Below are 24590 nucleotides of genomic sequence, written 5' to 3'. Positions count from 1 at the left end.
CGCGGTGCGCCCGTCAGGGGCGGGCGAAGGCGCGGGTGACGGCGGCGCCGACCACCGCGCCGACCGCCACCACCACGGTGGCGATCGCCGCCACCTGCCAGCTCACCGGGCCGACCTCGGCCATCCGGCCGCCGCCGAGCGAACCGCCGGAGGCCCAGGCGGCCAGGCCGAGCACCGCGCCGGCAACCGGTCCCCCGATCGCGGCGGCGGCGAGCAGCGGTGGCCAGCGCATCGCCGACAGGTCCCGGCCGGACATCCGGGGCAGCGGGGCGGGCGACGGCGGCAACCCGGCCCGGCGCAGCGAGCGCCGGGTGAGCAGCCAGCCGGCGGCCATGCCGGCGATCACCGGTACGGCGAGCAGCGCCACCCGGAGGCCGCCGATCGGGCCGGACGGCAGGCCGGCGAGCAGCGGTACGGCCGGCAGCGGGCCCAGCGTGACCTCGGTGGTGCTCACGCTGGTGTCGGTGCCGATGGCGAACCCCGGTCCGAGCAGATAGGAGGCGGCCCAGACCGAGGCGTTCGGCGCGTACGCCACGCTGACCACGGTGATGCCGGCCTGCCCGAGGACGCCGGTCCGGTACGCGGTGAGCATGTCGCTGGCCGCGCCACCGCCGGTGGCCACCGCCAGGCCGGCCGCACCGGCACCGGCGCCGAGCAGCAGCAGAGCGGCCACGAAGCCGGTACGCAGCCCGTCGCGCAGCACCGACGGGGTACGCCGGGCCAGTGCGCCGAGCGTCCCGGTGATCGGCAGCGCCCCGGCCAGCGCCGCGACGGCACCGAACACGGTGAGGGTGAGCCCCGCCCGCAGCGGCGCCACCTGCTGGCCCCCGGCGTTGACGATCAGGGCGGCGACGACACCGAGCAGCCCGTACGCGACACCGACCGCGCCCGCGACGGAGAACGCCTGCCGCGGGGTGCCGTGCTGCCGGGCCCCGATCGCCCGGCTGGTGTGTACGCCCGCACGGGCGACCCGCCACGCGGCCAGTACGGCGAGCCCGAGCGGGGGCAGGTGCAGGGTCCCGGCGTCGGTGTCGAGCGGCACACCGTGGCCGAGCAGCCAGCCGGACAGCCCGACCCGGGCCGCCCCGCCCACCGCGCCGGCGTCCTCGGTGAACCGGGCGAAGCCCAGGATGACGGCGACCGGCAGGTACGACAGGGAGGCTGCCCAGCCGGTCGCCACGGCGGCGGCCACCGGTAGCGGCGCCCGCCCGGACCGGCGCTTGGGAACACCCGACGGGCCGTCCGGTCGGGCGGTCCGGGTCATCGCCCCGGCGGCGGAACGACCGGCCGGGGTCAGGCCCCGGCCGGCATCACGGCCGGCGGGCAGCCGGTCCCGGTCAGGGTCACGGTCGGCCGGGGTCAGGCCCCGGTCGGAGTCACGGCCGGCGGGCAGCCGGTCCCGGTCGGAGTCACGGCCGGCGGGCAGCCGGTCCCGGTCGGAGTCACGGCCGGCCGGGGTCCGGTCCGGTCGGCGCCCGGCGGGCAGCCGGTCCCGGTCCGACTCCCGGTCGGTGGGCCGCCGGTCCCGGTCGGGATCACGGTCGGTCGGCACCCGGTCGGGTTCGCCCCGGCGGGCAGCCGGAACCGCCGGGGCCGGCGACGGGTGGCCGGTGGTCGGGGTGGGGTCCGCCGGGTCGGGCCGTGCCGGACGCCCGGGCTGATCGGGGGTGACGGGTGGCATCGTGACCTACTCTGGCACGCCGACGCGCGGGCTGGGGGGCGACACCACCGGCGAAGCCACACGGATTCCTCAATTTCGAAGCAATCACCCCGGTCGCGGGGTTAGCGTCGGCCCAGCATCTGATTCGGGCGCTCTCCCGCGTCACCCACTGCGGAGGTGAGGCATGGCGGGTCAGTATCCGTACCCGCCGCCCCGGCCGGTGCCCTCCGGTCGGGACCGGACCACGCTGTGGGGCGTACTCGGCATAGTCATCGGGCTGGTCTGCTGCGGCGTACTCGGGGTCATCCTCGGTTACCTGTCCATCCGGGACGCCCGGCGATACGGCGGTTCACCCGTCCTGGGATGGGTCGCCATCGTGCTGAGCATCCTCAACATCCTCGGTACGGCGATCCTCCGCGGCACCGGCAACTACCCCGGCTGGCGCTAAACCCCTCCCCCCCTCCCCCTCCCTCCCCCAGGCTCGTCGCCGATCTTGCACTTGTGGTGCCCCGAGTTGGGGTGCTCGTCCGGATATGTGAGCGACCACAACTGCAAGATCGGCGCGCGTAAAAGGGCTGACCGCGCGGCGGTCAGCCCTTTTGCGATCTGGGGTGGGCGGTGGCGGGTCAGTTGCCGGACATGAGCTCCCGCATGAGTTGGGCGGTCTCGGTTGGCGTCTTGCCCACCTTGACTCCCACCGCTTCCAGGGCCGCCTTCTTGGCGTCGGCGGTGCCGGCCGAACCGGAGATGATCGCCCCGGCGTGCCCCATGGTCTTGCCGACCGGCGCGGTGAAGCCGGCGATGTAGCCGACCACCGGCTTGGTCACGTTGGCCTTGATGAACTCGGCGGCCCGTTCCTCGGCGTCGCCGCCGATCTCACCGATCATCACGATCGCGTCGGTGTCCGGGTCGGCCTGGAACGCCGCGAGCGCGTCGATGTGGGTGGTGCCGATGATCGGGTCACCGCCGATGCCGACGCAGGTGGAGAAGCCGATGTCGCGCAGCTCGTACATCATCTGGTAGGTCAGCGTGCCGCTCTTGCTGACCAGGCCGATCCGGCCGGAGCCGGTGATGTCGGCCGGGATGATGCCGGCGTTGGAGGCACCCGGCGAGGCGATGCCGGGGCAGTTCGGCCCGATGATCCGGGTCTGCTCGCCCTTGCTGACGTTGTACGCCCAGAACGCCGCGGTGTCGTGCACCGGTACGCCCTCGGTGATCACGACGGCGAGGTCGATGCCGGCGTCGATCGCCTCGACCACCGCGCCCCTGGTGAACTGCGGCGGTACGAAGATGACCGTGGCGTTGGCCCCGGTGCTCGCCATCGCGTCCGCGACGCTGGCGAATACCGGCAGCTCGGTGCCGTCGAAGTCGACGGTCTGGCCGGCCTTGCGCGGGTTCACCCCGCCGACCACGTTGGTGCCGGCGGCGAGCATCCGTCGGGTGTGCTTGGAGCCCTCGGAGCCGGTCATCCCCTGGACGATGACCTTCGAGTCCTTGGTCAGCCAGATTGCCATGTCAGACCCCCGCAGCCGCGAGCTCGGCGGCCCGCTCGGCCGCTCCATCCATCGTGTCGACCCGCTGCACCAGCGGGTTCGCGGCGGCGTCGAGGATTGCCCGACCCGCCTCGGCGTTGTTGCCGTCGAGCCGTACGACCAGCGGCTTGTCGACCTGCTCACCGCGCTCGGCGAGCAGGGCCAGCGCCTGGACGATACCGTTGGCGACCTCGTCACAGGCGGTGATGCCGCCGAAGACGTTGACGAACACGCTCTTTACCGCCGGGTCGGAGAGCACGATCTCCAGGCCGTTCGCCATCACCGCGGCGCTCGCGCCGCCGCCGATGTCGAGGAAGTTCGCCGGCTTGACGCCGCCGTGCCGTTCCCCGGCGTACGCGACCACGTCGAGGGTGGACATGACCAGGCCGGCGCCGTTGCCGATGATGCCCACGGCACCGTCGAGCTTGACGTAGTTGAGGTCCTTCTCCTTGGCCCGCTGCTCCAGCGGATCCACGGCGGCCTGGTCGACCAGGGCCTCGTGGTCCGGGTGCCGGAAGCCGGCGTTCTCGTCCAGGGTCACCTTGGCGTCGAGCAGCAGCACGTCGCCGTTGGCCGTACGGGCCAGCGGGTTGACCTCGACCAGGGTGGCGTCCTCGGCGACGAACGCCCGCCACAGCCCGACCGCGATCGCGGCGATCTGGTCGGCCACCACGGCCGGGAACTGCGCCGCGGCGACGATCTCGTTGGCCTTGGCCAGGTCGACCCCGACGTTGGCGTCGATCGCGATCTTGGCGACCCGCTCCGGGGTCTCGGCGGCGACCTGCTCGATGTCCATGCCGCCGGCCACGCTGGCGATGCAGAGGAAGGTGCGGTTCGCCCGGTCGAGCAGGTAGGAGAGGTAGTACTCCTCGGCGATCTCCGCGGTCACGGTGATCATGACCTTGTGGACCGTGTGACCCTTGATGTCCATGCCCAGGATGTCGGTGGCACGGGCCACCGCATCCTCGGGGTTGTCGGCGAGCTTGACCCCGCCGGCCTTGCCCCGGCCGCCGACCTTCACCTGGGCCTTGACGACCACTCGACCGCCGAGGCGATCGGCGATCGCGCGGGCCTCCTCCGGGGTGGTGGCGACGCCGCCGGCGAGCACGGGCAAACCGTGCCGCTCGAACAGCTCGCGCCCCTGGTATTCGTACAGGTCCACGATTGCGCGTCCCGTCCAGTCTCCGCGGCGCGCCGTCGCGCCGCCGCCAGCGTGAATTGAGTTGACGCCTGTCGTACCGAAAGGAACAGGCCTCCGGCCGCAGCCTAGCGAGACGGGCACCGGTGGCAACCGAGCGGGTGCACGGTGTGCGGTACCGCACAGCCCGCCCGCGCTCGGCGACGGCCCGACCGAGTCATCCCGGAAAGCTTTCTACGGCGATCTCGCGGCAACCGCGTAACCCGCACGGGAAGCCGTCGTTGAGTCAGGTGTCGGAGCGCTGAGCCGCGCGATGACGGGAGACGGCCGATGCCCTGTCGGTCGAGGGGTGGCGGCGGGGCATCGCGCATAGAGAGGCCGGACGTGTGAGGGGTGCGTCCGGCCTCTCCCCCCGTCAGTACGCCTGACGAGGGGCCAGCGGCACTTCCGAAACCAGGAAGAGGCCCGACTCCATCGATCGGCGCCGACGGTTCCGTGCCCAGCATCACACCGGTTACCGACATCGATCACGCAGCGCAATCGTGGGCCGGGCCGCCGCCGTACGGCTCAGGCGACGGGCTGGGCCACGTTCGCGCGTACCCATTCCACGATCGCCTGGGTGGTCGCGCCGGGAGTGAAGATCTTGGCCACTCCGATCCGCTCCAGTTCGGGGATGTCGGCCTCCGGAATGATGCCGCCGCCGAACACGACCATGTCCTGCGCGTCCCGCTCGGCCAGCAGTTCCACCACCCTGCGGAACAGGGTCATGTGCGCGCCGGAGAGGACCGAGAGACCGACCGCGTCGGCGTCCTCCTGGATGGCGGTCTCGACGATCTGCTCCGGGGTCTGGTGCAGCCCGGTGTAGATGACCTCCATGCCGGCGTCCCGCAGCGCCCGGGCGACCACCTTGACGCCACGGTCGTGCCCGTCCAGGCCGGGCTTGGCGACGACGACCCGCGTTCGAGAGCTCATCAGCACACCTTTCGAGGGCACCTCGGCAACCACCTTAACGAACGGTAACCCGAGGTACGGGCGGTGTGGAATCTGGGCGGCGCGCCGGCCCGGTACGGGTGTCGCCACCCCTTCGCGGCGACGCCCCCGACGACCGGACGCCGATGCCGTCGAGCCGTCACTGCGTGTCGCCACGGATCCACACAACTGACCCGCCGTACCACCGCCGGTAACCGAGAGTTACTAACGATAAGACCTGCTAATGGTGACGAAATTGGGCATTTGGTGACGGACAGGCGCACCGAGTGACGACAAAGCCGCGCCGTGACTTGTGGGCCGACTAGGCGGCGGTTACCGTGACGACGGTTGCCATCAGGTCCACGATCGGGTGACAACACGGTCCGACGGTGTGGTTCTCGCTTCGTCCACACGGACACGACCGGTTCAAATACCCGACAACGGAGGGTGTGCGTGCGCCAGCGCCTGTCGTCTGAGCCCGATCGATATCGCGGGCGTCGCCGCGTACCCACTCCCCCGCGCAGCCGCTACGCCGCCGTTGTCACCACCGCGTTCGTCGGTGCCGGGATCGTCGCCCTGGGCGCGGCCGCCATGCCGGACGCGAAGGCGGTCAGCTCCGCCACCCTGGCCGACCTGGAGAACGCCGCCGCCACCAGCGACGACATCGCCTCGCGTGCGGACACCGCGGAGCGGGCCACGCGTGCCGACGACCGATCGGGCCTCGCCAGCACGCTGTCGGAGGCGCCGGACGTCTGGTTGCTGCCGCTGCGCGGCTACAACTTCACCTCTCCCTACGGCATGCGCTGGGGCAAGCTGCATACCGGCGTCGACCTGGCCGCGGCCGAGGGCACCCCGTACCACGCGATCCACGGTGGCAAGGTCGTCAGCGCCGGCTGGTACGGCGGCTACGGCCTCTGCGTCATCGTGCAGCACCCGGACGGCACCGAGGCCATCTACGGCCACGCCTCCAAGGTCCTGGTGAAGGTGGGCCAGGAGGTCAAGGCCGGCGACGAACTCGGCCTGGTCGGCATGACCGGCCACTCGTACGGCTCCCACCTGCACCTTGAGGTGCACGTGGACGGTGTTCCCCGGGACCCGATCCCGTACCTGCGGGACAAGGGCGTGGACATCCAGACCGAGGTCGAGGCGATCTACGCCGGCGTGGGCGCCTCGTAACCCGACGTAACTCATCGATCACCGCCCGGACCCACGGTCCGGGCGGTTTTTCGTGTTCGCGGTCGGCAAAGTTCCGTGCGCCACAGCAGTCGGTGTGACCGGGGACACGTCGATGCTCGGCGGGCATCCGGTAACCCGGCCGCAATTCCGACAAAATCCAGCGCCGTACGCGCCCTCCCAACCGGCCGTCGCCGACCCGATGCCGCTGGTCAGGAGCCCGACCGACCACGATTTCCGGGTCCGTCCCCGTACCCCGGAGGTTCCACCCGTGCCCGAGACCCAGCCGCCGTACGACCTCGACCACGAGCAGGACGGGCACGACGACCAGCCCGATACCGGGGTGGCCCGCCACCGGGCCGCGCGGCGCCGGGTCAGCCGCGGCGCGTACATCGCTACCGGGCTGGCCGTACTCGTCGGCTTCGGCGTCGCCGCGATCACCGTCGGCGGCGACGGCGACCGGCCGGACAACACCGCACTGGTCGCGGAGGACGCCCTCGCCCGCACCAACGCCGCGAACCGGGCCGACCGCTCCGAACGGGACCCGCTGGACGGCTCACCGACCGCCGTCCCCACCGACCTGCCGACCCCGACCGCGGCCGCCACCCCGACCGCCGTCCCGGCCACCCCGGTCGCGCCGACCAGCGCGGCACCGGCCACCCGGAAGGCCAGCCCGAAGCCGAAGCCGGCCCGGACCACCGTCAAGCCGACGAAGGCCAGCCCGGCCTGGGTCAGCCCGATGCCCGGCGCCCCGGTCAGCTCCTGCTACGGCATGCGCGGCGGCGTACTGCACGCCGGCATCGACCTGGCCGGGGCGGACAACACCCCGATCCACGCGGTCGCCGCCGGCACCGTGGTCACCGCCGGGGCGGCCTATGACGGGTACGGCATCTCGGTGGTCATCGACCACGGCAACGGCATCCTGACCCACTATGCCCACCAGAACCGGACCGCGGTTGGAGTCGGCGACCGGGTCACCGCCGGTCAGACCATCGGGTACGAGGGCGCGACCGGCGACGCCACCGGCCCCCACCTGCACTTCGAGGTGCACCAGGGCGGACTCTGGAACCAGATCGACCCGGCGGTGTTCATGCGGTCACACGGCGTCGACCTCGGCTGCTGAGCGCCCCGACGGGTCAGAGCTTTTCGACCGGCGCGTGCCGCAGCACCAGCCACATGGTCTGGTCGCCGAAGTCGATCTGTGCCCGCGCACCCGGCCCGTGTCCCTCCACCGCGAGCACCCGGCCGAGGCCGTACCGCTGGTGGTTGACCCGGTCCCCGGCCTCGACCTTCGGGGTCTGGCGCAGTTCGCTGGCGGTGGTGAGTCGACTGGCGTCGACGCCGAGCCGGCTGGCGAGCTGCGCCGCCTTCGGCGTACCGCCGGTGAAGCCGCCGCCGCGACCGGCCGAGCCGGCCGCCGCGCCGCCGGACCGCCCACCCACGCCGCCGCCGGTGCCGGACCACGAGGTGTACGACCCTTCGGTGCGCTCCCAGCGCACCAGGTCGGCCGGCAGCTCGGCCATGAACCGCGACGCCGGGTTGTACGACGGCTGCCCCCAGGCCGAACGGGTGACCGCCCGGGACAGGTAGAGCCGCTGCCGGGCCCGGGTGATGCCGACGTACGCCAGCCGGCGCTCCTCCTCCAGCTCGCGGGTGTCGCCGAGCGCCCGCAGGTGCGGGAAGACCCCGTCTTCGAGGCCGGTGAGGAAGACGACCGGGAATTCCAGCCCCTTCGCCGTGTGCAGGGTCATCAGGGTGACCACGCCCTGGTGCTGCTCCGGCTCCTCGCCGTCGGCCGCCGGACCCGCCTGGTCGGGGATCTGGTCCGCGTCGGCGACCAGCGCGACCTGCTCCAGGAAACCGGCGAGGGTGGCGCCCGTTCCGTCCTCGGACTGCGCCTCGACCCGCTCGGTGTACTCCCGCGCGACGCTCACCAGCTCCTGGAGGTTCTCCACCCGCCCGGCGTCCTGCGGATCGAGGCTCTCCTCCAGCTCACTGAGGTAACCGGAGCGGGTCAGCAGCGACTCCAGCACCTCCTCCGGCGCGGCCGTCGCCGCGAGTTCGCGGGCACCGTCGAGCAGGGCGACGAAGTCGGCGATCGAGTTCGCGGCACGGGTGGAGATCCCCGGCGCGTCACCGGCCCGGTGCAGCGCGGCCCCGAACGAGATCCGGTCCCGTGCGGCCAGTGCCTCGACACACGCCTCGGCCCGGTCACCGATCCCCCGGCGGGGGGTGTTGAGCACCCGGCGCAGGCTCACCGTGTCGTCGTCGTTGACCACCGCCCGCAGGTACGCGAGCGCGTCGCGCACCTCCTTGCGCTCGTAGAAGCGCACCCCGCCGACCACCTTGTACGGCAGCCCGACCCGGATGAACACCTCCTCGAACACCCGCGACTGGGCGTTGGTGCGGTAGAAGACCGCCACCTCGCCCGGCCGGGTCAGCCCCTCGTCGGTGAGCCGGTCGATCTCGCGGGCCACCCAGTCGGCCTCGGCGTGCTCGGTGTCGGCGACGTAGCCGACGATCTGCTCGCCGGCCCCGGCCTCGCTCCACAGCCGCTTCGGCTTGCGGGAGGTGTTCCGGTCGATCACCGCGTTGGCCGCGTTCAGGATGGTCTGGGTGGAGCGGTAGTTCTGCTCCAGCAGGATGGTCCGGGCGTCGGTGAAGTCCCGCTCGAACTCCAGGATGTTACGGATCGTGGCGCCCCGGAAGGCGTAGATCGACTGGTCGGCGTCGCCGACCACGCACAGCTCACCGGGGGCCAGCGCGTCCGGACCGTCGCCGATCGGCTCGCTGCCGACCAGTTCCTTGATCAGCGTGTACTGCGCGTGGTTGGTGTCCTGGTACTCGTCGACCAGCACGTGCCGGAACCGGCGCCGGTAGCTCTCGGCCACGTGCGGGTGGGACTGCAACAGGTGCACCGTGGTCATGATCAGGTCGTCGAAGTCGAGCGCGTGCGCCTCCCTGAGCCGCTGCTGGTAGCGGGTGTACGCCTCGGCCAGCGCGCGCTCGTTCGGACCCTTCGCCCGACCCGCGAACTCCTCCGGGTCGACCAGTTCGTTCTTCAGGTTGGAAACCTGGGCCGCCAGCCCGCGCGCCGGATAGCGCTTCGGGTCGAGGTCCAGCTCCCGGGCGACCATCTGCATCAACCGTCGGGAATCGTCGGCGTCGTAGATGGAGAAGGTCGACTTCATGCCGGCGTGCTCGTGCTCGGCCCGCAGGATCCGTACGCAGGCGGAGTGGAACGTGGAGACCCACATCATCCGGGCCCGGGGCCCGACCAGGGCCGCCACTCGTTCCTTCATCTCGCCGGCGGCCTTGTTGGTGAAGGTGATCGCGATGATCTCACCGGGATGCACCTGCCTGGCGGCGAGCAGATAGGCGATCCGGTGGGTCAGCACCCGGGTCTTGCCCGACCCCGCACCGGCGACGATCAGCAGCGGTGAACCGGCGTGCGTCACGGCGTCGCGCTGAGGGCCGTTCAGCCCGCTGAGCAGGGCCTGTGGATCGAGGGCCGCGCCGGACGGCGGACGCGGCGGCGGGGACTGGACCGGCGGGGTTTCGAAGAGGGCATGCATCGCAGCGCAAGTCTAGGCCGCCGGTCCGACAACACCCGCTCTCCCCTGCCGTCCGGCAACCAACTCGTCACCTGACTCGCCTGGCGGGTTCGGCCCCGATCAAGAACGATGACCGGATACCAACGCGGACAGCGTTACCGCACTCGATGGGAAAATTTCTGATGAGCCAAGCACGCCCGCGCGGCTGGGCGATCCTGCGGCACCTCACGGCGCCGGCCCTCGCCCTCGCCGTCGTCACCACCCTGCCGTTCGCCCCCGCCGCCCAACCGGCGCCGACCACCGAGCAGTGGACCGCGCTCAACCCGGTGTCGGTCTCGTACGCCAAGCCGACCGGCCACCCGGCCAAGGGCAACTTCCTCAGCTACAACGACTTCCACGGCGCCATCGACCCGCCGACCGGCAGCGGCGCGGCGGTCAACGGCACCCCGGCCGGCGGCGTCGAATACCTGGCGACCTGGCTGAAGAAACTGCGCGCCGAGGCCGCCGCCGAGGGCCGCAAGAGCACCACCGTCGGCGCCGGTGACCTGATCGGCGCCACCCCGCTGGTCAGCGCCGCCTTCCACGACGAACCGACGATCGAACTGATGGACCTGATCGGGCTGGACATCAGCTCGGTCGGCAACCACGAGTTCGACGAGGGCGTCGAGGAACTGCTCCGGATCAACCGGGGCGGCTGCCACCCGGTCGACGGCTGCCAGGACGGCGACGGCTTCCGCGGCGCCCGGTTCACCTACCTCGCCGCGAACACGGTGAGCCGGCGTACCGGGCTGCCGATCCTGCCGCCGGTGGACATCCGGCTGGTCGACGGCGTACCGGTCGGTTTCGTCGGGCTGACCCTGGAGGGCACCCCGGGCATCGTCAACCCGGCCGGCATCAGCTCGGTCCGGTTCACCGACGAGATCGAGACCGCCAACCTGTGGAGCAGCCTGCTGAAGCTCGCCGGGGTCCGGGCCCAGGTGCTGCTCCTGCACGAGGGCGGCGCCCAGTCCGGCGGGCCGTCCGACTGCACCAACTTCTCCGGCCCGCTCAAGCCGATCGTGGCCGGGCTGCGCCCCGAGTTCGGGCTCGTGGTCAGCGGACACACCCACCGCGCCTACTCCTGCTCGCTGCCGAACTCCTCGGGCGCGAACACCGTCGTCACCAGCGCCGGTACCAACGGCCAGCTGATCAGCGACATCGACTACTCGCTGGACCGGCGGACCGGCCGGTTCACCGAGATCACCGCGCGCAACGTGATCGTCGAGAACGGCGTACGCAACGCCGACGGCACCTGGCAGCAGACCACCCCCGGCAACTTCGTCCGCAACCCGGCGCTGGTGGAGCCCCGGGCCAAGGCGCTGGCCGACAAGTACCGTACCGCCGTCGCCCCGATCGCGAACCGGGTCGTCGGGCGGATCACCTCGGACATCGTCCGGGACAACCAGCCCAACCAGGAGAGCCCGCTCGGCGACGTGATCGCCGATGCCCAACTCGCCTGGACCGCCGCCAACGGGGCGCAGGTCGCGCTGATGAACCCGGGCGGCATCCGCGCCTCGCTGCCGTACGGCACCTCGGCCGGGGGCGAAGCGCCCGGTGAGGTCACCTACGGCGAGGCGTTCACCGTCCAGCCGTTCAACAACCTGGTGGTCACCCAGACCTTCACCGGGGCACAGCTCAAGGATGTGCTCGAACAGCAGTTCGTCGGCTTCGGCGGGCAGACCTCGCAGCGGGTGCTCCAGGTCTCGGCCGGGCTCACGTACGGCTTCAACTCCAGCCTGCCGGCCGGCGAGCGGGTCAGCGGCCTGGCCCTGAACGGCGTGCCGGTCGACCCGGCCGCCAGCTACCGGGTCACCACCAACGACTTCCTGGCCAACGGCGGCGACGGTTTCACCCTGCTCACCGGGGGCACCGACCGGACCACCGCGCCCGGTTTCGACGTCGACGCCCTGGTCGGCCACCTGGGCGCCGGCGGCCCCATCGCACCCGGACCGGCCAACCGGATCACCCGCCTCGGCTGACGCGAGCCTGGGGAAGGGGCCCTTCATCCAGAAAAACGACAGGAAGCGGCCCTTCCTCAGCGAGGCGCTTGCGCCAGAAGCCAACTGGTGGGCATACTCGGTTCGTGATCCAGCAGGCGCACTTCTACTTTTACTATGGCTCCGGGAGTCCGGCAGCCGTAGGTAGCGCCTGATCTAAAACCTACGAACGCCCCGGGCTCCTGGAGCCCGGGGCGTTTCGCTTCGGGGTCTGGAATTGTCAGGGGCCAACCCGCTCAGGAGCCCAGAAATGACCGCACACATGCTTGAGCAGCCAGCAAACCCGTCCGCCGACCCGCAGACCGGCACCGACTCGCCGGAGGCCGCGGCCCGCATCCTCGCCATGCGTGACCGGATCAACGAGATAGACAGCGCCCTGATCGCCCTCTGGCAGGAACGGGCGAGCCTGTCCCAACAGGTAGGGGCGACCCGGGTCGCCTCCGGCGGCACCCGCCTGGTCCTCTCCCGCGAGCGCGAGATCCTGGACAAGTTCCGCACCGCCCTGGGTGCCGACGGAACGCAGCTCGCGCTGCTGGTGCTCCGCGCCGGCCGCGGGCCGCTCTGACTCCGGCCGGCCCGCCCGGAGCCCGCCGCGTCCCCTCCGGGCCCGCCAACCGTCGTACGTCGGGGGCCGGACGAGACCCGGGGCGCCGGTCGCATGGATGACGACCGACGCCCCGGACTGAGGAGGCACTACCTTCACCGGCGGGACGAACCGGGTGGGGCCCGGCCGCCGGCGTCTGACCCGGCCTACTCGACCGCGTGCACCACGTCCCGCTCCTCGGCGAAGTGGCAGGCGCTCGGGTGGCCGGAATGCTCCCGTTCCACCAGCGGTGGGTCCTCCTGGGAGCAGATCTCCTGGGCCTTCCAACACCGGGTACGGAACCGGCAACCCGACGGCGGGTTGGCCGGCGACGGCACGTCGCCCTCCAGCACGATCTGGTCCCGGAGCCCGCGCAGGGTCGGGTCCGGCACCGGCACCGCCGACAACAGCGCCTGGGTGTACGGGTGGGTCGGCCGCTCGTAGATCTCCTCGTTCGTACCGATCTCCACGATCTTGCCGAGGTACATCACCGCCACCCGGTCGGCGATGTGCCGCACCACCGACAGGTCGTGCGCGATGAACACGTACGACAGACCCAGCTCGTCCTGGAGCTTCTCCAGCAGATTGATCACCTGAGCCTGGATCGACACGTCCAGCGCCGACACCGGCTCGTCACAGATGATGATCTCCGGGTTGAGCGCCAGCGCACGGGCGATCCCGATCCGCTGCCGCTGCCCACCGGAGAACTGGTGCGGGTACCGGTTGATGTGGTCCGGGTTGAGCCCGACCAGATCGATGAGCTGCCGCACCCGCTCCTGCCGGTCACCCCGGGGCAGGACGTCGGTGTGGATGTCGAACGGCTCGCCGATGATGTCGCCGACCGTCATCCGCGGGTTCAGCGACGTGTACGGGTCCTGCAACACCATCTGGATGTTGCGCCGGGCGCGCCGCATCGCCGGCCCGGTCAGCCGGCTCATCTCCTCGCCCCGGACCTCGATCCCGCCCGAGGTGGGCTTTTCGAGCCCGACCAGCAGCTTCGCCAGGGTCGACTTGCCGCAGCCGGACTCGCCGACCACACCGAGGGTCTCTCCACGGCGCAGCTCCAGGTCGACCCCGTCCACGGCGCGGACCGCGCCGATCTGGCTCTGGAACACGATGCCGCGGGTGATCGGGAAGTGCTTGACCAGCTGCTGGGTACGCAGCACGACCTCACTCATCGCCCAACACGTCCTTCCAGAAGTGGCAACGGGCGGTCCGGTCCCCGGCCACCTGGTACGCGGGCGGCGGCGGGTCGGCCCGGCAGACGTCCTGGGCGTACCCGCACCTCGGGTTGAAGGCGCAGCCCGGCGGGATGTTCATCAGGTTCGGCGGCAGGCCCTTGATCACGTTGAGCTGCTGGCCCCGGAGGTCCAGCCGCGGGATCGATTCGAGCAGGGCCTTGGTGTACGGGTGTGCCGGGCGCGCGTAGACGTCGAACACCCCCGCCTCCTCGACCACCTTGCCGGCGTACATGATCGAGATCCGGTCGGCGACGTCGGCGACCACCCCCATGTCGTGGGTGATCAGGATCAGGCCCATGTTGCGTTCCCGCCGGAGTTCGGCGAGCAGGGTCATGATCTGGGCCTGGACGGTGACGTCCAGGGCGGTCGTCGGCTCGTCCGCGATCAGCACCTCGGGGTCGAGCGCGAGCGCCATCGCGATCATCACCCGCTGGCGCATGCCGCCGGAGAACTGGTGCGGGTAGTCGTTCACCCGCTGCTTCGCGGCCGGGATCTTCACCAGGTCGAGCAGTTCGACCGAGCGCCGCCGGGCGTCCTTCTTGGACATGCCCCGGTGCACCCGGGACAGCTCGTCGAGCTGGAAGCCCACCGAGAAGACCGGGTTGAGCGCGGAGAGCGCATCCTGGAAGATCATCGCGATCCGGTTGGCGCGTACCTTGCGCCGCTGCTCCTCGGGCAGCTTCAGCAGGTCGAGGCCCCGGTAGCGGACCTCGCCCTTGGTCACGTAACCGGGCGGGGTGTCCAGGATGCCCATGATCGCCTGAGCGGTCACGGACTTGCCGCAGCCGGACTCGCCGAGGATGGCCAGGGTCTCCCCCGGTTGCAGGCTGAAGTTGGCGCCGTTCACCGCACGCGCCACCCCGTTGGCCGTACGGAACTCCACGTGCAGGTCGTTCACCTGGAGCAGCGGGGCGGTCGGGTCCAGGCCGGGCAGGACGTCGATCTGTGCCTTGATATCGGTCACCGGAATCTCCTACCGCAGCTTCGGGTCGAAAGCGTCGCGGATCGCGTCGCCGAGCATGATGAACGCGAGCACGGTCATCGCCAGGAACGCCGACGGCGCGATCAGTGGGGCCCTGTTCTCCCGTACCCGCACGGTCGAACTGGAGATGTCGATCCCCCAGGAGATGGCCGGTGCCTTCAACCCGATGCCGAGGAACGACAGGGTGGCCTCGACCGCGATGAAGCCGCCGAGCGCGATGGTCATGACCACCACGAACGGCGCGAGCGCGTTGGGCAGGATGTGCCGGAACATGATCCGGCCGTGCCCGGCCCCGAGCATCCGGGCGGCGGCCACGTAGTCCTGGTTCTTGGCACTGATCACCGAGGAACGCATGACCCGGGACGCGGTGGTCCAGCCGAGCACACCGAGCACGATCACCACGGTCCAGATGCCGGTGCCCGCCCGGTCGCCGGCCAGGCGCTTGCCGAGCACGATCGCGGCCAGCAGGAGCGGGATGCCGAGCACGATGTCGGTGAACCGGGACAGCAGGGTGTCCACCCAGCCGCCGAAGTAGCCCGACGACAACCCGACGACCAGCGCGATCACCCCGGCCAGCAGCATCGCGAAGACACCGACCTGGATGGACGCCCGTGCGCCGTAGATGGTCCGCGCGAACAGGTCGCAGCCCTGGAAGTCGTAACCGAACCAGGCCCGCCCGCTCGGCGGGGCGTACTGCCGCGACAGCGCGCAACTGGCCGGGTCGGCCGGGGTGAACAACTGCGGCACGATCGCCATCACGACGAACAGCAGAACCAGCGCGGAGGCGACCCAGAAAATCGGATTGCGGCGCAGGTCCCGCCAGGCGTCACCGGCCAGACTGCGGGGCTTGTCAATTTTGGCACCGCCGGGCGGGCCGACCGGGGCGGGATTCGCGGCGGGGGTCTCGGCCGCGGCGATCGATTCGAGATTACTCATAGCGGATCCTCGGGTCGAGCACGGCGTACATGATGTCGACGATCAGGTTCGCGATCAGGAACACGATGACCAGCAGGCTGACGAAGCCGACCACCAGCGGCCCGTCCTCGGTACGGATACCGCGGAAGAGGTTGAAACCGACGCCGGGGATGTTGAACACGCCTTCGGTGATGATCGCGCCGCTCATCAGGCCACCGATGTCGATGCCGATGTAGGTGACGACGGGGATCAGCGAGTTGCGCAGCACGTGCACCCCGATCACCCGACGCGGGGACAGGCCCTTGGCCTTTGCCGTGCGGACGTAGTCGGCGCGCAGGTTCTCCGCCACGGAGGTGCGGGTCAGCCGGGAGTAGGTGGCCAGCGAGAGCGATCCCAGCACCAGGCCGGGTAGGACCAACGCCCACCAGGTCGGATCACCGCCGGCGGTGGGCGGGAACCAGCTGAGCTCGATGCCGAAGAAGTACTGGGCCACCGGGGCGAGCACGATCGTCGGGACGGAAATGAGTAGCAGGGTGAGGATCAGCGTGGCATTGTCGAACACACCGCCCCGGCGGATGCCGGCGACGACACCCGCGGTCACGCCGAACAGGACGGCGAACAGCACGCCGATCACGGCGAGCCGGATCGTCACCGGCCATGCCTGGGCGATCATGTCGCCGATCGGGCGGCCGGTGAGCGAGGTGCCGAAGTCGAGTTGCAGCAGGCCCTTCATGTAGTAGCCGTACTGGACCCAGAAACCCTCGTTCAGGTGGTAACGCTCGGTGAGGGCCTGGACCTGGGCCGCAGTGACCGGGCGTTCGCCGACCAGCGACTGGATGACCCGTGCCGGGCTGCCCTGGTTGCTGAACATAAGCGCGTATACGAGCAGGGTGGCCCCGATGAACGTGAGGACCATCTGCAACAGGCGCCGGACAATGAAACGGAACATGTCTTCGTCCTTCATGGGACAGGCGTCGATGGCTGCCTTGTGGACAGCGGACCGCAGAGGGGGTACGCGGCGATGGCGTCACCGCACGGTCACCGGCGACGCCACGGAGATGGTCCGCGGCGGGCACCACCCGACCGGCGGACCACGCCGGATGGTCCGAGCCACCGAACTCGTACTGGTGACTCGGACCATCCGCCGCTCAGCGGTCAGTTCAGCTGACGGCTTCGATCTTCGACAGGTCGACCCGGTTGAACAGGTCGATCTCCACGTTCTTGACCTTGGACGAGTGGCCGAACGTGTTCTGCCCGAAGCGCAGCGGGATCACCGGCATGTCCTGGACGAGGATGTCCTCGGCCTGCTGGTACTTCTTGATCGCCTCTTCCGGGCTCGGCGCGGCGGCACCCTCCTTGACGAGGGTGTCGAACGCCGGGTTGCTGTACCCGTAGTAGTTCGACGAGCCGTTGGTGCCGAACAGCGGGCCGAGGTAGTTCTCCATGGACGGGTAGTCCATGACCCAGCCGAGCCGGAACATGCCGACCGGCGTCTTCGACTCGACCTTGGTCAGCAGGTCGGCGAACTTCGGCTCGGCGGTACCGACGCACTCGACACCCAGGTTGGTCTTGAGCTGGTTGCAGGTGGCGTCCACCCACTCCTTGTGCCCACCATCACCGTTGTACGAGATCTGGAGCTTGGCCGGGCCGCCGGCAGCGGTGTACGCCGCCTTCGCCTTGGCCGCGTCGAACACGCAAGCGTCGCCGCAGGTGTTCTCCCGGTACCCGGCGACAACCGGCGAGACGAACGAGCGGGCCGCGGTCTGCGAGTTCTTGAAGACCGCCTTGATGATCTCGTCCCGGTCGATCGCCTGCGAGATCGCCTTGCGGACCTCCGCCTTGGCGAACTCCGGCTGGAACGTCGGGAAGGCCACGAACTGGAAGGTCGAGGCCGGCGACTGCTTGAACCGGTCGCCCAGCTCGGTCTGCGCGGTGGACAGGTTCTCGGTCGGGATCGACTTGAGCACGTCGAGGTTGTCCGCCTGCAAATCGGCGTAGGCCGAGGTGAGCTGCTGGTAGATCTTGAAGTTGACGCCGCCGACCTTCGGCTTGGTGCCGGGGAAGGCGTCGTACCGCTCGACCTCGATGCCCTGGTCGTGCTGCCAGGAGCCCTTGATCTTGAACGCGCCGTTACCGACGATCGCGTCCTCGAAGCCCTCCTTGAGCACGCCCTCGGACTGCCACGCCGCCGCCGGCAGCGGGTAGAACGAGGTGTAGCCCAGGACGGCCTTGAACTCGCTGAACGGGGCGGACAGCTTCACCGTGAAGGTGAGGTCGTCGACCTTCGCCAGACCGGTCAGCTTCTTGGCCTTGGGCTCGGGGGCCTTCTGCGGGCCATCCGCGCCGTCCGGGTCGGTTGACTGGAGGTCTGCGTAGCCCTCCACCTTCTCCCAGAAGTAGGAGCCACCGTTGCCGTTCGGGCCGTACGCGCCGTGGTTCCAGGCGTTGATGTAGCTGTCGGCGTTGACCTTCTCACCGTTGTGGAAGGTGAAGCCGTCCTTCAGCTTGATCGTCCACAGGGTGTTGTCCGTCGACGAGATCGACTCTGCGGCGACCTCGAACGGCTTGTTGTCCTTGTCGAAGTCCACCAGCGGCGAGAAGAGCGCGGACAGGACCTGCGCCCCGCTCGTCTCGGTGGTGTTGGATGGGATCAGGTGCTGCGGCTCGGCGATCTCGATCGAGACGACCGCGTTGCTGTTCGACGAACCGGATTCCTCCGGGTCGCCGCTGCTGCAACCTGTAGCAATCAGCGTGATGGCGGTCGTAGCGACCGCCATCTTCAGGGTTTTCCCGCGCATGGGAGTGCCTCCTCAGGGCGCTCACGAGGGGGTGTGAGGTGACTGACACTGTGACACCGAACGCCCGTTCCGTGAAGGTGCCGTTATCAAGCCGTTAGACCGAGAGCGTTCGGTGAATACTGACCAAGATCACCATTTGCCCAGCTAGATCGACCTGAACCGGCCGCCGCGAGAGCACAAAGAGCAGGGGCGGGACCCGCACACCGACCACCCGCCGTGGATCACACCACGACCGCCATGGATACTGTCGGATGTCGGACGCGCACCGTACGTGTGTACCCGGGGTGAACGGCGCCCGGTCAGACCAACCGGCGGTCCGCCGCCCAGCGGGACAGTTCGTAGCGATTGGACATCTGAAGCTTGCGCAACACGTTGGAAACGTGGGTCTCGACCGTCTTGATCGAGATGAACAACTCCTTGGCGATCTCCTTGTAGGCGTACCCGCGGGCGAGCAACCGGAGCACCTCCCGCTCCCGGTTGGTGAGCTGGTCCAGCTCTGGATCGGCCACCGGCGCGTCCGGCCGGGCGGCGAAGGCGTCCAGCACGAAACCGGCCAGCCGGGGGCTGAACACCGCGTCACCGTCGGCCACCCGGCGGACCGCCGAGGCCAGCTCGTCCGGCGAGATCGTCTTGGTGACGTACCCCCGGGCCCCGGCCCGGATCAGACCGATCACGTCCTCGGCCGCGTCGGACACGCTCAGCGCGAGAAAGCGGATCCCGGGATGGGTGCGGCGCATCGCGTCCAGGACCGCCCGGCCGCCGCCGTCGGGCATGTGTACGTCGAGCAGCACCACGTCCGGTACGGTCAGCGCGATCCGGCTGACCGCCTCGGCCACCGTGCTCGCCTCGCCGACCACGTCGACGTGCACCCCCAACTCGGCCCGGACCCCGGCCCGGAACATCGCATGGTCATCGACCAGGAAGACCCGCAACCGCCGCGGCGCGGCCCCCTCGGTCGTCCCGCTGTCCTCAGTCATGACCTCTCCTCGCTCCGCCGACCACGGTGTCACCAGTTGCCTGCCGAGCCGGCGCCGGCCGGGGCGGTCGGCATGATCAGCCGTACCTCGGTGCCGTCGCCCGGCTCACTGCGGATCTCCGCCCGGCCACCGTGCCGGTCCATCCGCCCGATGATCGATCCCCGTACGCCGTGCCGGTGGTCCTCAACGGTAGCCGGGTCGAAGCCGGCCCCGCGATCACGGACGAAGACGCTCACCTGCTCCGGCTCGACCTCGGCGTACAGCGAAACGGTCTCGACCTTCGCGTGCCGCGCGGCGTTGACCAGCGCCTCCCGGGCCGCGGCGACCAACGCCGCGATCCGCTCGTCGGTTTCCCGGTCGCCGACGACAACGGTCTCGACGCTGATCGCGAAGGTGTCCTCGACCTCCGCGGCCACGTGTTCCAGCGCGGCGGCGAACCGCTCCGTCGGCGAACCGGTGGGCTTGTAGAGCCAGTTGCGCAGCGACCGTTCCTGCCCCCGGGCCAGTCGCTGCACGGTCTTGACGTCGGCGGCGTTGCGCTGGATCAGGGCGAGGGTGTGCAGCACCTGGTCGTGCACCATCGCCGCGAGTTCGGCCCGTTCCCGCTCCCGGATCCGCCCCTCCCGCTCGGTACGCAACTGGTTGAACATCCGCCAGAGCACCGGCGCGGCGACCACACCGACCCCGGCCAGCCCGACGAAGGCGAAGATCACCCCGTTCGCGACGGCGTCGAAGTTCGCCTGCGGCGAGTAGACCGCCGCCACCCCGACCACCCCGACCGCCACCAGCAGACCGCCACCGATGAACCGCAGGACAAAGGCCCGCCGGTCGCTCTCCTCCAGCACCGCCCCCAGCCAGGGCACGGGCATGGTCTCGCTCCACTGCCGGCGCCGCTCGGGGGTCGACTGGTGCCAGATCACCCCGGCGCCGACGGCGATGATGGCGACCAGCCAGCCGGCGGTGCCGGCGACGCCGGTGGAGCCGAACACCATGATCTGTATCACCAGTACGCCGAGCCCGATGGCCACGAACGGGAGCAGTTCCAGGATGTCCCGGCGGGGTGCGGCATCCGTCTCGTCGGGGCGTACCGGCACCACCGCCCAGAACGCGGCGTAGAGCAGCAGCCCCAGGCCGCTGAGCCCGAGCAGCACGACGAAGGCGACCCGTACCCGGACCACCGAGATGCCCAGGTGCTCGGCAATGCCGGCGGCCACGCCGGCCACCATGCGGCGGCGGCGGGCGCGGTAGAGGCGGGGCTCGGTGGCGGTACTGATCGGTGACTCCCTGGTCGGGCCGGTCGAACGGTCGTGCCGGCGGTCGGGGCGATCCGGTCGTCGGCCTGCGGATTCGATCGTCACACGCGGGCGGGCACGCTGACCACGGGGAGGCCCCGGAACATTGCGGCCGGAGATCTCAGGGTGGCTTCAGGGTTCGCGCCGGAGGTCGCTCGGACCAACCGGAGACGAAACTCGTAACCATGACCGATGAAGCTGCCGCGTCACGACGACCGGCCCCGACGGAGGGCGCCGACCCGCCGCAGCCCCCGCTGCCCGGTCCGGCACCTTCGCCGACGACGGCCGCCGGGGCCGACGCCCCGGCCGGCCCGCACGAACCGAACGGACCCGGCTCAGCACCGCCGACCGGCGGGCCGCCGCCGGGTGCCGACCCACCCCCCTGGGGGTACGCACCACCGCCCGGCCCGCCGCCCGCCGGCCCGGCCGGCTTCACCTCCCGGTACGGGCTGGTCCGGCCGCGCGAGGGGCGCTACCTCGCCGGGGTCTGCGCGGCCATCGGCCGGGCCACCAACACCGACCCGATCCTGTGGCGGGTGCTGCTCGCCGTACTGGGTTTCTTCGGTGGGATCGGGGTGCTGGTCTACGTCGCCGCCTGGCTGATCATCCCGGCCGAGGGGGACAGCGCCTCGCCGGTGGAGTCGATGCTGGGCCGGGGCCGGTCCAGCATGTCACCGGTGACCGTGATCGTTCTCGGACTGCTGGTGGCGGTCATGTTCGGGCTGATCGTGACCGACTCGTTCCGGGCCATCATGCTCGGCGCGGCGATCCTGATCGGCGGCGCGCTGCTGCTCAACCGGAACGCCCGAGGCGCGGGTGGTGCCACCGGCACACCGCCCCCAGCGCCGGCCGGACCGACGTACCCACCGGCGTACGGGGCGACGGCCGGACCGGCGCCGTACGGGCCGTACGGGCCGGCGACGGGGGCCACGGCGGCCGAGTCGTACCCGGACTGGTACCGCCCGGCCACAGCGGCACAGCCGGCCGGTCCCGCACCCGTGTACGGCGGCGCCTCCGGCCCGGCGTACCCCGGCACTTCCGGCCCGGCGACGATGCCGTCGCCCCCGATGCCGCCGAGCGGGCCGGCGCCGGGTTGGCCGGGTGCCGCGTACCCGGCACCCGGCGGTGCGCCCGGTGGCCCGGTTCCCGGCGGCTACCGCCCGCCCTTCGCCCCGCACGGCCCGTACGCCGGCGGCGTCGGCGAACCGCCGGGTTACCGGCCCGGTGCGGCCCCCACCACCCGGCGCGGCAAGCCACCGAAGCCGCCCCGGGAGCGGTCACCGCTCGGCGCCGCCACCTTCTCGCTGATCTTCGTGGCCCTGGGCCTGGTGGTCATCCTGGACGTCGGCAACCGGATCGAGGTCACGCCGGCCACCTACTTCGCCGCCGCGCTGATCACGATCGCGCTCGGCCTGTTGGTCGGTGCCTGGTTCGGCCGGGCCCGCTGGCTGATCGCCCTCGGCCTGGTGGCCACCGCCGCGCTCGGCATCTCCAGCGTCGCCCAGTCGATCGACCCGGCCGGCGGACCCAGCGGCACCACGGTCTGGACACCGACCAGCGTCGAAGAGCTCGCCACCCGGTACGAGACGACGTTCGGCGACGGCACCCTCGACCTGTCGAGCGTCGACTTCACCGACCGGGACGTCCAGGTGACGGTGCAGGTCAACTTCGGCAAGCTCCGGGTGGTGGTGCCGGCCGACGTGGACGTCACCACGAACGCCGACGTGAACGCCGGTGACGCCCGGATCTTCGGTGACCGGTGGAGCGGAGTGAACAACCCGTCCCGGCAGGTCACCGACCTGGGCGCGGACGGCCCCGGTGGCGGAAATCTGCGACTGTTCCTGCACGTCAACGCCGGTGATGCGGAGGTCTACCGATGAAGGCGCACCGGACCGACGGCGTGTCCCTCGTGTTCGCACTGATCTTCCTGGGGGTTGCCGGCTGGTGGCTGGTCGCCCAGTTCCTCGACCTGGCCGTGCCCGAGGTCGGCTGGATCCTGGCCGGCGGGCTGATCCTGGTCGGCGTACTCGGTCTGCTCGGGGCGCTGCGCTCCGGCCGTTCCTCGACCCCGGCCGCCGCCCCGGTGACCGACGCCGGCCCGACGCCGACCTCATCGGCCGGGTTGGACCCCGACGCCGCCGACCCGGCCACGGCCGGATTCACCACCATCGAACCCACCACCGCCGAGTACGGCTACCGCACGGACGAATTTCCCCGGATCGACCCGACCACCACCGATCCGCTGCCGGCTCCACCGAGCGGCGATGTCGACCGGCCCCGCCCGGACGATCACCGGGACTGATACCGATCGCTGTGGTCCGGCGGGGGTCGCGCATAAACTGGCCGGCGGAGCTTTCCACTCCGCCGGCCGGTTCGCGTCACGAGACCGGTTACGGCCCCGCCGGGACGAGTCACACTCGCCCGCCCTCACCCACCGAGGAGCCCGCCCCAGATGACCCAGTCCCCCGCCGTGCCCACCCCCGCTCCGCAGGGGCCGGTCCGCCTCGGCGAGCGGGCCGCCCGTACGCTCACCGCCGAACTGGCCCGACACCACGGGTCGAAGACCGCACTGCTGGTCGGGGCACAGGCGGACACCGCGGTGCTCGACGCCGCGATCAGCGCCCTGCTCCCCGGTGACCTGCTCACCGTCGTACCGGCCGAGCCGGGGGACACGACGCGGCTCCGCGCGCACATCGCCGCCTACGGCCCCTGGGTGGCGGACCGGATCCAGATCGTCAACGACATCACCGACGCCCAACCCGCGGAGATCGTGCTGGCCGCCCTCCCGCTGACCGGCACCGTCGACGAGACCCGGGCCACCCTGGCCCAGCTGGACGCACAGCTGGTCAAGGGTGGGGTGCTGGCCGTGTCGGTGCCGGCGATGCCCGGCAAGACCGAGGGCGCCGACACCGAACTCGACCGGCAGGCCGCGCTCTTCGGCGTCGGTACCGACCTGGTCGTACTGAACCAACCACCGCTGCGGATCCACCGGCTCCGGTACACCCCGGCGGATGTCTCGACCGCCGCCCGGCTGGCACCGGTCTACCGGCCGTCCAGCGTCCCGATCACCCGAACCATGCACATCGACTCGAACGGTGTCGCCGCCGCCGGAATCGCCCTCGGCCTGGCGGCACTGGCCAAGCTCACCCGGCCGAAGTCCCGGCTCTGGCTGGTGCCCGCACTGGCCGCCGCCCCGGTGGCCGCGTTCTTCCGGGATCCCGAGCGTGACCTGCCCGACGACGAGTCGGCCGTGGTCGCCGCCGCCGACGGCCGGGTGCTGTCGGTCGAACGGCTCACCGACGAGCGGTTCGGCGACGGCGAGTTCCTCCGGATCGCCGTTTTCCTCTCCGTACTGGACGTGCACGTCAACCGGTCACCGGTGGCCGGCAAGGTGGTCGACTACTTCGTCGCCGACGGTGGCTTCGCCGCCGCGATGAGGCCGGCCGCGGAGCACAACGTTGCCGCGTACACGGTGCTGGAGACCGAACGGGGCACGGTCGTGGTGGCGCAACGGACCGGGCTGATCGCCCGCCGGATCGTGCAGCGCGCGCCGGTGGGGTCACTGTTGGCCAGGGGTGAACGGATCGGTCTGATCCGGTTCGGTTCGCGCACCGACGTCTACCTGCCCGCCGAGGCGGCCGACCCGCTGGTCGGACCGGGCGACAGGGTGATCGGCGGTGCGTCGGTGATCGCCCGCTGGAGCTGAGCGCGGTATGGGTCGGGGGCGCTCCGGGAATCTC

19 protein-coding genes and 1 pseudogene are annotated in these 24590 nt (G+C 70.9%); 8 read left to right on the top strand and 12 right to left on the bottom strand.

Annotated elements, in window-relative coordinates:
* Window positions 1-13: 13 nt before the first annotated feature.
* A complete protein-coding gene (locus OG792_RS03705) occupies window positions 14-1264 on the bottom strand; it encodes a cell division protein PerM (protein WP_329111103.1) in 1251 nt (416 codons plus the stop codon).
* 580 nt (window positions 1265-1844) lie between these two features.
* Here OG792_RS03705 and OG792_RS03700 point away from each other — a divergent pair.
* Entirely contained in the window at window positions 1845-2108 is a 264-nt protein-coding gene (locus tag OG792_RS03700) for a DUF4190 domain-containing protein (RefSeq protein ID WP_329107323.1), read from the top strand.
* Window positions 2109-2286: 178 nt separating this feature from the next.
* On the opposite strand, the gene sucD is transcribed toward OG792_RS03700, so the two are convergent.
* From sucD to OG792_RS03685, 3 genes are all read right to left on the bottom strand, one after another.
* The gene (gene sucD, locus OG792_RS03695) at window positions 2287-3174 is read right to left on the bottom strand and encodes a succinate--CoA ligase subunit alpha (RefSeq protein WP_329107321.1); all 888 of its coding nucleotides are present in this window, start codon (window positions 3172-3174) and stop codon (window positions 2287-2289) included.
* Between the two features lies 1 nt (window position 3175).
* Window positions 3176-4354 carry an ADP-forming succinate--CoA ligase subunit beta gene (gene sucC / locus OG792_RS03690; protein WP_329107319.1) on the bottom strand — a complete coding sequence of 393 codons (1179 nt, stop codon included), beginning with the start codon at window positions 4352-4354 and terminating at the stop codon, window positions 3176-3178.
* Between the two features lie 543 nt (window positions 4355-4897).
* The gene (locus OG792_RS03685) at window positions 4898-5302 is read right to left on the bottom strand and encodes a cobalamin B12-binding domain-containing protein (protein WP_329107317.1); all 405 of its coding nucleotides are present in this window, start codon (window positions 5300-5302) and stop codon (window positions 4898-4900) included.
* Between the two features lie 450 nt (window positions 5303-5752).
* On the opposite strand from OG792_RS03685, the gene OG792_RS03680 reads away from it, so the two are divergent.
* Window positions 5753-6475 (top strand): M23 family metallopeptidase, encoded by a 723-nt coding sequence (locus OG792_RS03680; protein ID WP_329107315.1) that lies wholly within the window; start codon window positions 5753-5755, stop codon window positions 6473-6475.
* 340 nt (window positions 6476-6815) lie between these two features.
* Entirely contained in the window at window positions 6816-7595 is a 780-nt protein-coding gene (locus OG792_RS03675) for a M23 family metallopeptidase (protein WP_442932441.1), read from the top strand.
* A 13-nt stretch (window positions 7596-7608) separates the two neighbouring features.
* Here OG792_RS03675 and pcrA read toward each other — a convergent pair whose 3' ends face one another.
* The gene (gene pcrA / locus OG792_RS03670; protein WP_329107311.1) at window positions 7609-10047 is read right to left on the bottom strand and encodes a DNA helicase PcrA; all 2439 of its coding nucleotides are present in this window, start codon (window positions 10045-10047) and stop codon (window positions 7609-7611) included.
* Window positions 10048-10208: 161 nt separating this feature from the next.
* Between pcrA and OG792_RS03665 the strand changes: the two genes are divergently transcribed.
* Together OG792_RS03665 and OG792_RS03660 are read left to right on the top strand one after the other, a co-directional pair.
* A complete protein-coding gene (locus OG792_RS03665) occupies window positions 10209-12044 on the top strand; it encodes a bifunctional metallophosphatase/5'-nucleotidase (protein WP_329107309.1) in 1836 nt (611 codons plus the stop codon).
* 268 nt (window positions 12045-12312) lie between these two features.
* Window positions 12313-12627: a chorismate mutase gene (locus tag OG792_RS03660; protein WP_329107307.1), complete on the top strand. Its 315-nt coding sequence runs from the start codon at window positions 12313-12315 to the stop codon at window positions 12625-12627.
* A 185-nt stretch (window positions 12628-12812) separates the two neighbouring features.
* Here the strand turns inward: OG792_RS03660 and OG792_RS03655 are convergent, their stop codons facing one another.
* From OG792_RS03655 to OG792_RS03625, 7 genes are all read right to left on the bottom strand, one after another.
* The gene (locus OG792_RS03655; protein ID WP_329107305.1) at window positions 12813-13823 is read right to left on the bottom strand and encodes an ABC transporter ATP-binding protein; all 1011 of its coding nucleotides are present in this window, start codon (window positions 13821-13823) and stop codon (window positions 12813-12815) included.
* Entirely contained in the window at window positions 13816-14850 is a 1035-nt protein-coding gene (locus tag OG792_RS03650) for an ABC transporter ATP-binding protein (RefSeq protein WP_329107303.1), read from the bottom strand. Before OG792_RS03650 ends, OG792_RS03655 begins: the two co-directional genes overlap by 8 nt.
* 9 nt (window positions 14851-14859) lie before the next feature.
* Window positions 14860-15804 carry an ABC transporter permease gene (locus OG792_RS03645; protein WP_329107301.1) on the bottom strand — a complete coding sequence of 315 codons (945 nt, stop codon included), beginning with the start codon at window positions 15802-15804 and terminating at the stop codon, window positions 14860-14862.
* Window positions 15797-16732, bottom strand: coding sequence for an ABC transporter permease (locus tag OG792_RS03640; protein WP_329107298.1), 936 nt, complete (start codon window positions 16730-16732; stop codon window positions 15797-15799). Before OG792_RS03640 ends, OG792_RS03645 begins: the two co-directional genes overlap by 8 nt.
* Window positions 16733-16943: 211 nt before the next feature.
* Window positions 16944-18581: a peptide ABC transporter substrate-binding protein gene (locus OG792_RS03635; protein WP_329107296.1), complete on the bottom strand. Its 1638-nt coding sequence runs from the start codon at window positions 18579-18581 to the stop codon at window positions 16944-16946.
* A 299-nt stretch (window positions 18582-18880) separates the two neighbouring features.
* Window positions 18881-19558, bottom strand: a complete 678-nt coding sequence (locus OG792_RS03630) for a response regulator transcription factor (RefSeq protein WP_329107294.1) — start codon at window positions 19556-19558, stop codon at window positions 18881-18883.
* Between the two features lie 29 nt (window positions 19559-19587).
* Window positions 19588-20784 carry a PspC domain-containing protein gene (locus tag OG792_RS03625; protein ID WP_442932440.1) on the bottom strand — a complete coding sequence of 399 codons (1197 nt, stop codon included), beginning with the start codon at window positions 20782-20784 and terminating at the stop codon, window positions 19588-19590.
* A 251-nt stretch (window positions 20785-21035) separates the two neighbouring features.
* On the opposite strand from OG792_RS03625, the gene OG792_RS03620 reads away from it, so the two are divergent.
* From OG792_RS03620 to OG792_RS03610, 3 genes and pseudogenes are all read left to right on the top strand, one after another.
* Window positions 21036-22730, top strand: coding sequence for a PspC domain-containing protein (locus tag OG792_RS03620; protein ID WP_329107293.1), 1695 nt, complete (start codon window positions 21036-21038; stop codon window positions 22728-22730).
* Window positions 22727-22972, top strand: a pseudogene (locus tag OG792_RS03615) (hypothetical protein); the annotation flags it as partial. The gene OG792_RS03620 and the pseudogene OG792_RS03615, both read left to right, overlap by 4 nt.
* 330 nt (window positions 22973-23302) lie before the next feature.
* Window positions 23303-24556 carry a phosphatidylserine decarboxylase gene (locus OG792_RS03610; protein WP_329107291.1) on the top strand — a complete coding sequence of 418 codons (1254 nt, stop codon included), beginning with the start codon at window positions 23303-23305 and terminating at the stop codon, window positions 24554-24556.
* Window positions 24557-24590 lie beyond the last annotated feature (34 nt).

The sequence above is a fragment of the Micromonospora sp. NBC_01699 genome (assembly GCF_036250065.1).
GTDB lineage: Bacteria > Actinomycetota > Actinomycetes > Mycobacteriales > Micromonosporaceae > Micromonospora_G.
This window is presented reverse-complemented; position numbering and strand designations above follow the sequence as displayed.

Bases quoted from the DNA above. Each gene is read 5' to 3' on its own strand.
- OG792_RS03705 (WP_329111103.1), bottom strand. From the start codon at position 1,264: ATGACCCGGACCGCCCGACCGGACGGCCCGTCGGGTGTTCCCAAGCGC.
- OG792_RS03700 (WP_329107323.1), top strand. From the start codon at position 1,845: ATGGCGGGTCAGTATCCGTACCCGCCGCCCCGGCCGGTGCCCTCCGGT.
- sucD (WP_329107321.1), bottom strand. From the start codon at position 3,174: ATGGCAATCTGGCTGACCAAGGACTCGAAGGTCATCGTCCAGGGGATG.
- OG792_RS03685 (WP_329107317.1), bottom strand. From the start codon at position 5,302: ATGAGCTCTCGAACGCGGGTCGTCGTCGCCAAGCCCGGCCTGGACGGG.
- pcrA (WP_329107311.1), bottom strand. From the start codon at position 10,047: ATGCATGCCCTCTTCGAAACCCCGCCGGTCCAGTCCCCGCCGCCGCGT.
- OG792_RS03665 (WP_329107309.1), top strand. From the start codon at position 10,209: ATGAGCCAAGCACGCCCGCGCGGCTGGGCGATCCTGCGGCACCTCACG.
- OG792_RS03660 (WP_329107307.1), top strand. From the start codon at position 12,313: ATGACCGCACACATGCTTGAGCAGCCAGCAAACCCGTCCGCCGACCCG.
- OG792_RS03655 (WP_329107305.1), bottom strand. From the start codon at position 13,823: ATGAGTGAGGTCGTGCTGCGTACCCAGCAGCTGGTCAAGCACTTCCCG.
- OG792_RS03645 (WP_329107301.1), bottom strand. From the start codon at position 15,804: ATGAGTAATCTCGAATCGATCGCCGCGGCCGAGACCCCCGCCGCGAAT.
- OG792_RS03640 (WP_329107298.1), bottom strand. From the start codon at position 16,732: ATGTTCCGTTTCATTGTCCGGCGCCTGTTGCAGATGGTCCTCACGTTC.
- OG792_RS03635 (WP_329107296.1), bottom strand. From the start codon at position 18,581: ATGCGCGGGAAAACCCTGAAGATGGCGGTCGCTACGACCGCCATCACG.
- OG792_RS03630 (WP_329107294.1), bottom strand. From the start codon at position 19,558: ATGACTGAGGACAGCGGGACGACCGAGGGGGCCGCGCCGCGGCGGTTG.
- OG792_RS03625 (WP_442932440.1), bottom strand. From the start codon at position 20,784: ATGGTGGCCGGCGTGGCCGCCGGCATTGCCGAGCACCTGGGCATCTCG.
- OG792_RS03620 (WP_329107293.1), top strand. From the start codon at position 21,036: ATGACCGATGAAGCTGCCGCGTCACGACGACCGGCCCCGACGGAGGGC.
- OG792_RS03610 (WP_329107291.1), top strand. From the start codon at position 23,303: ATGACCCAGTCCCCCGCCGTGCCCACCCCCGCTCCGCAGGGGCCGGTC.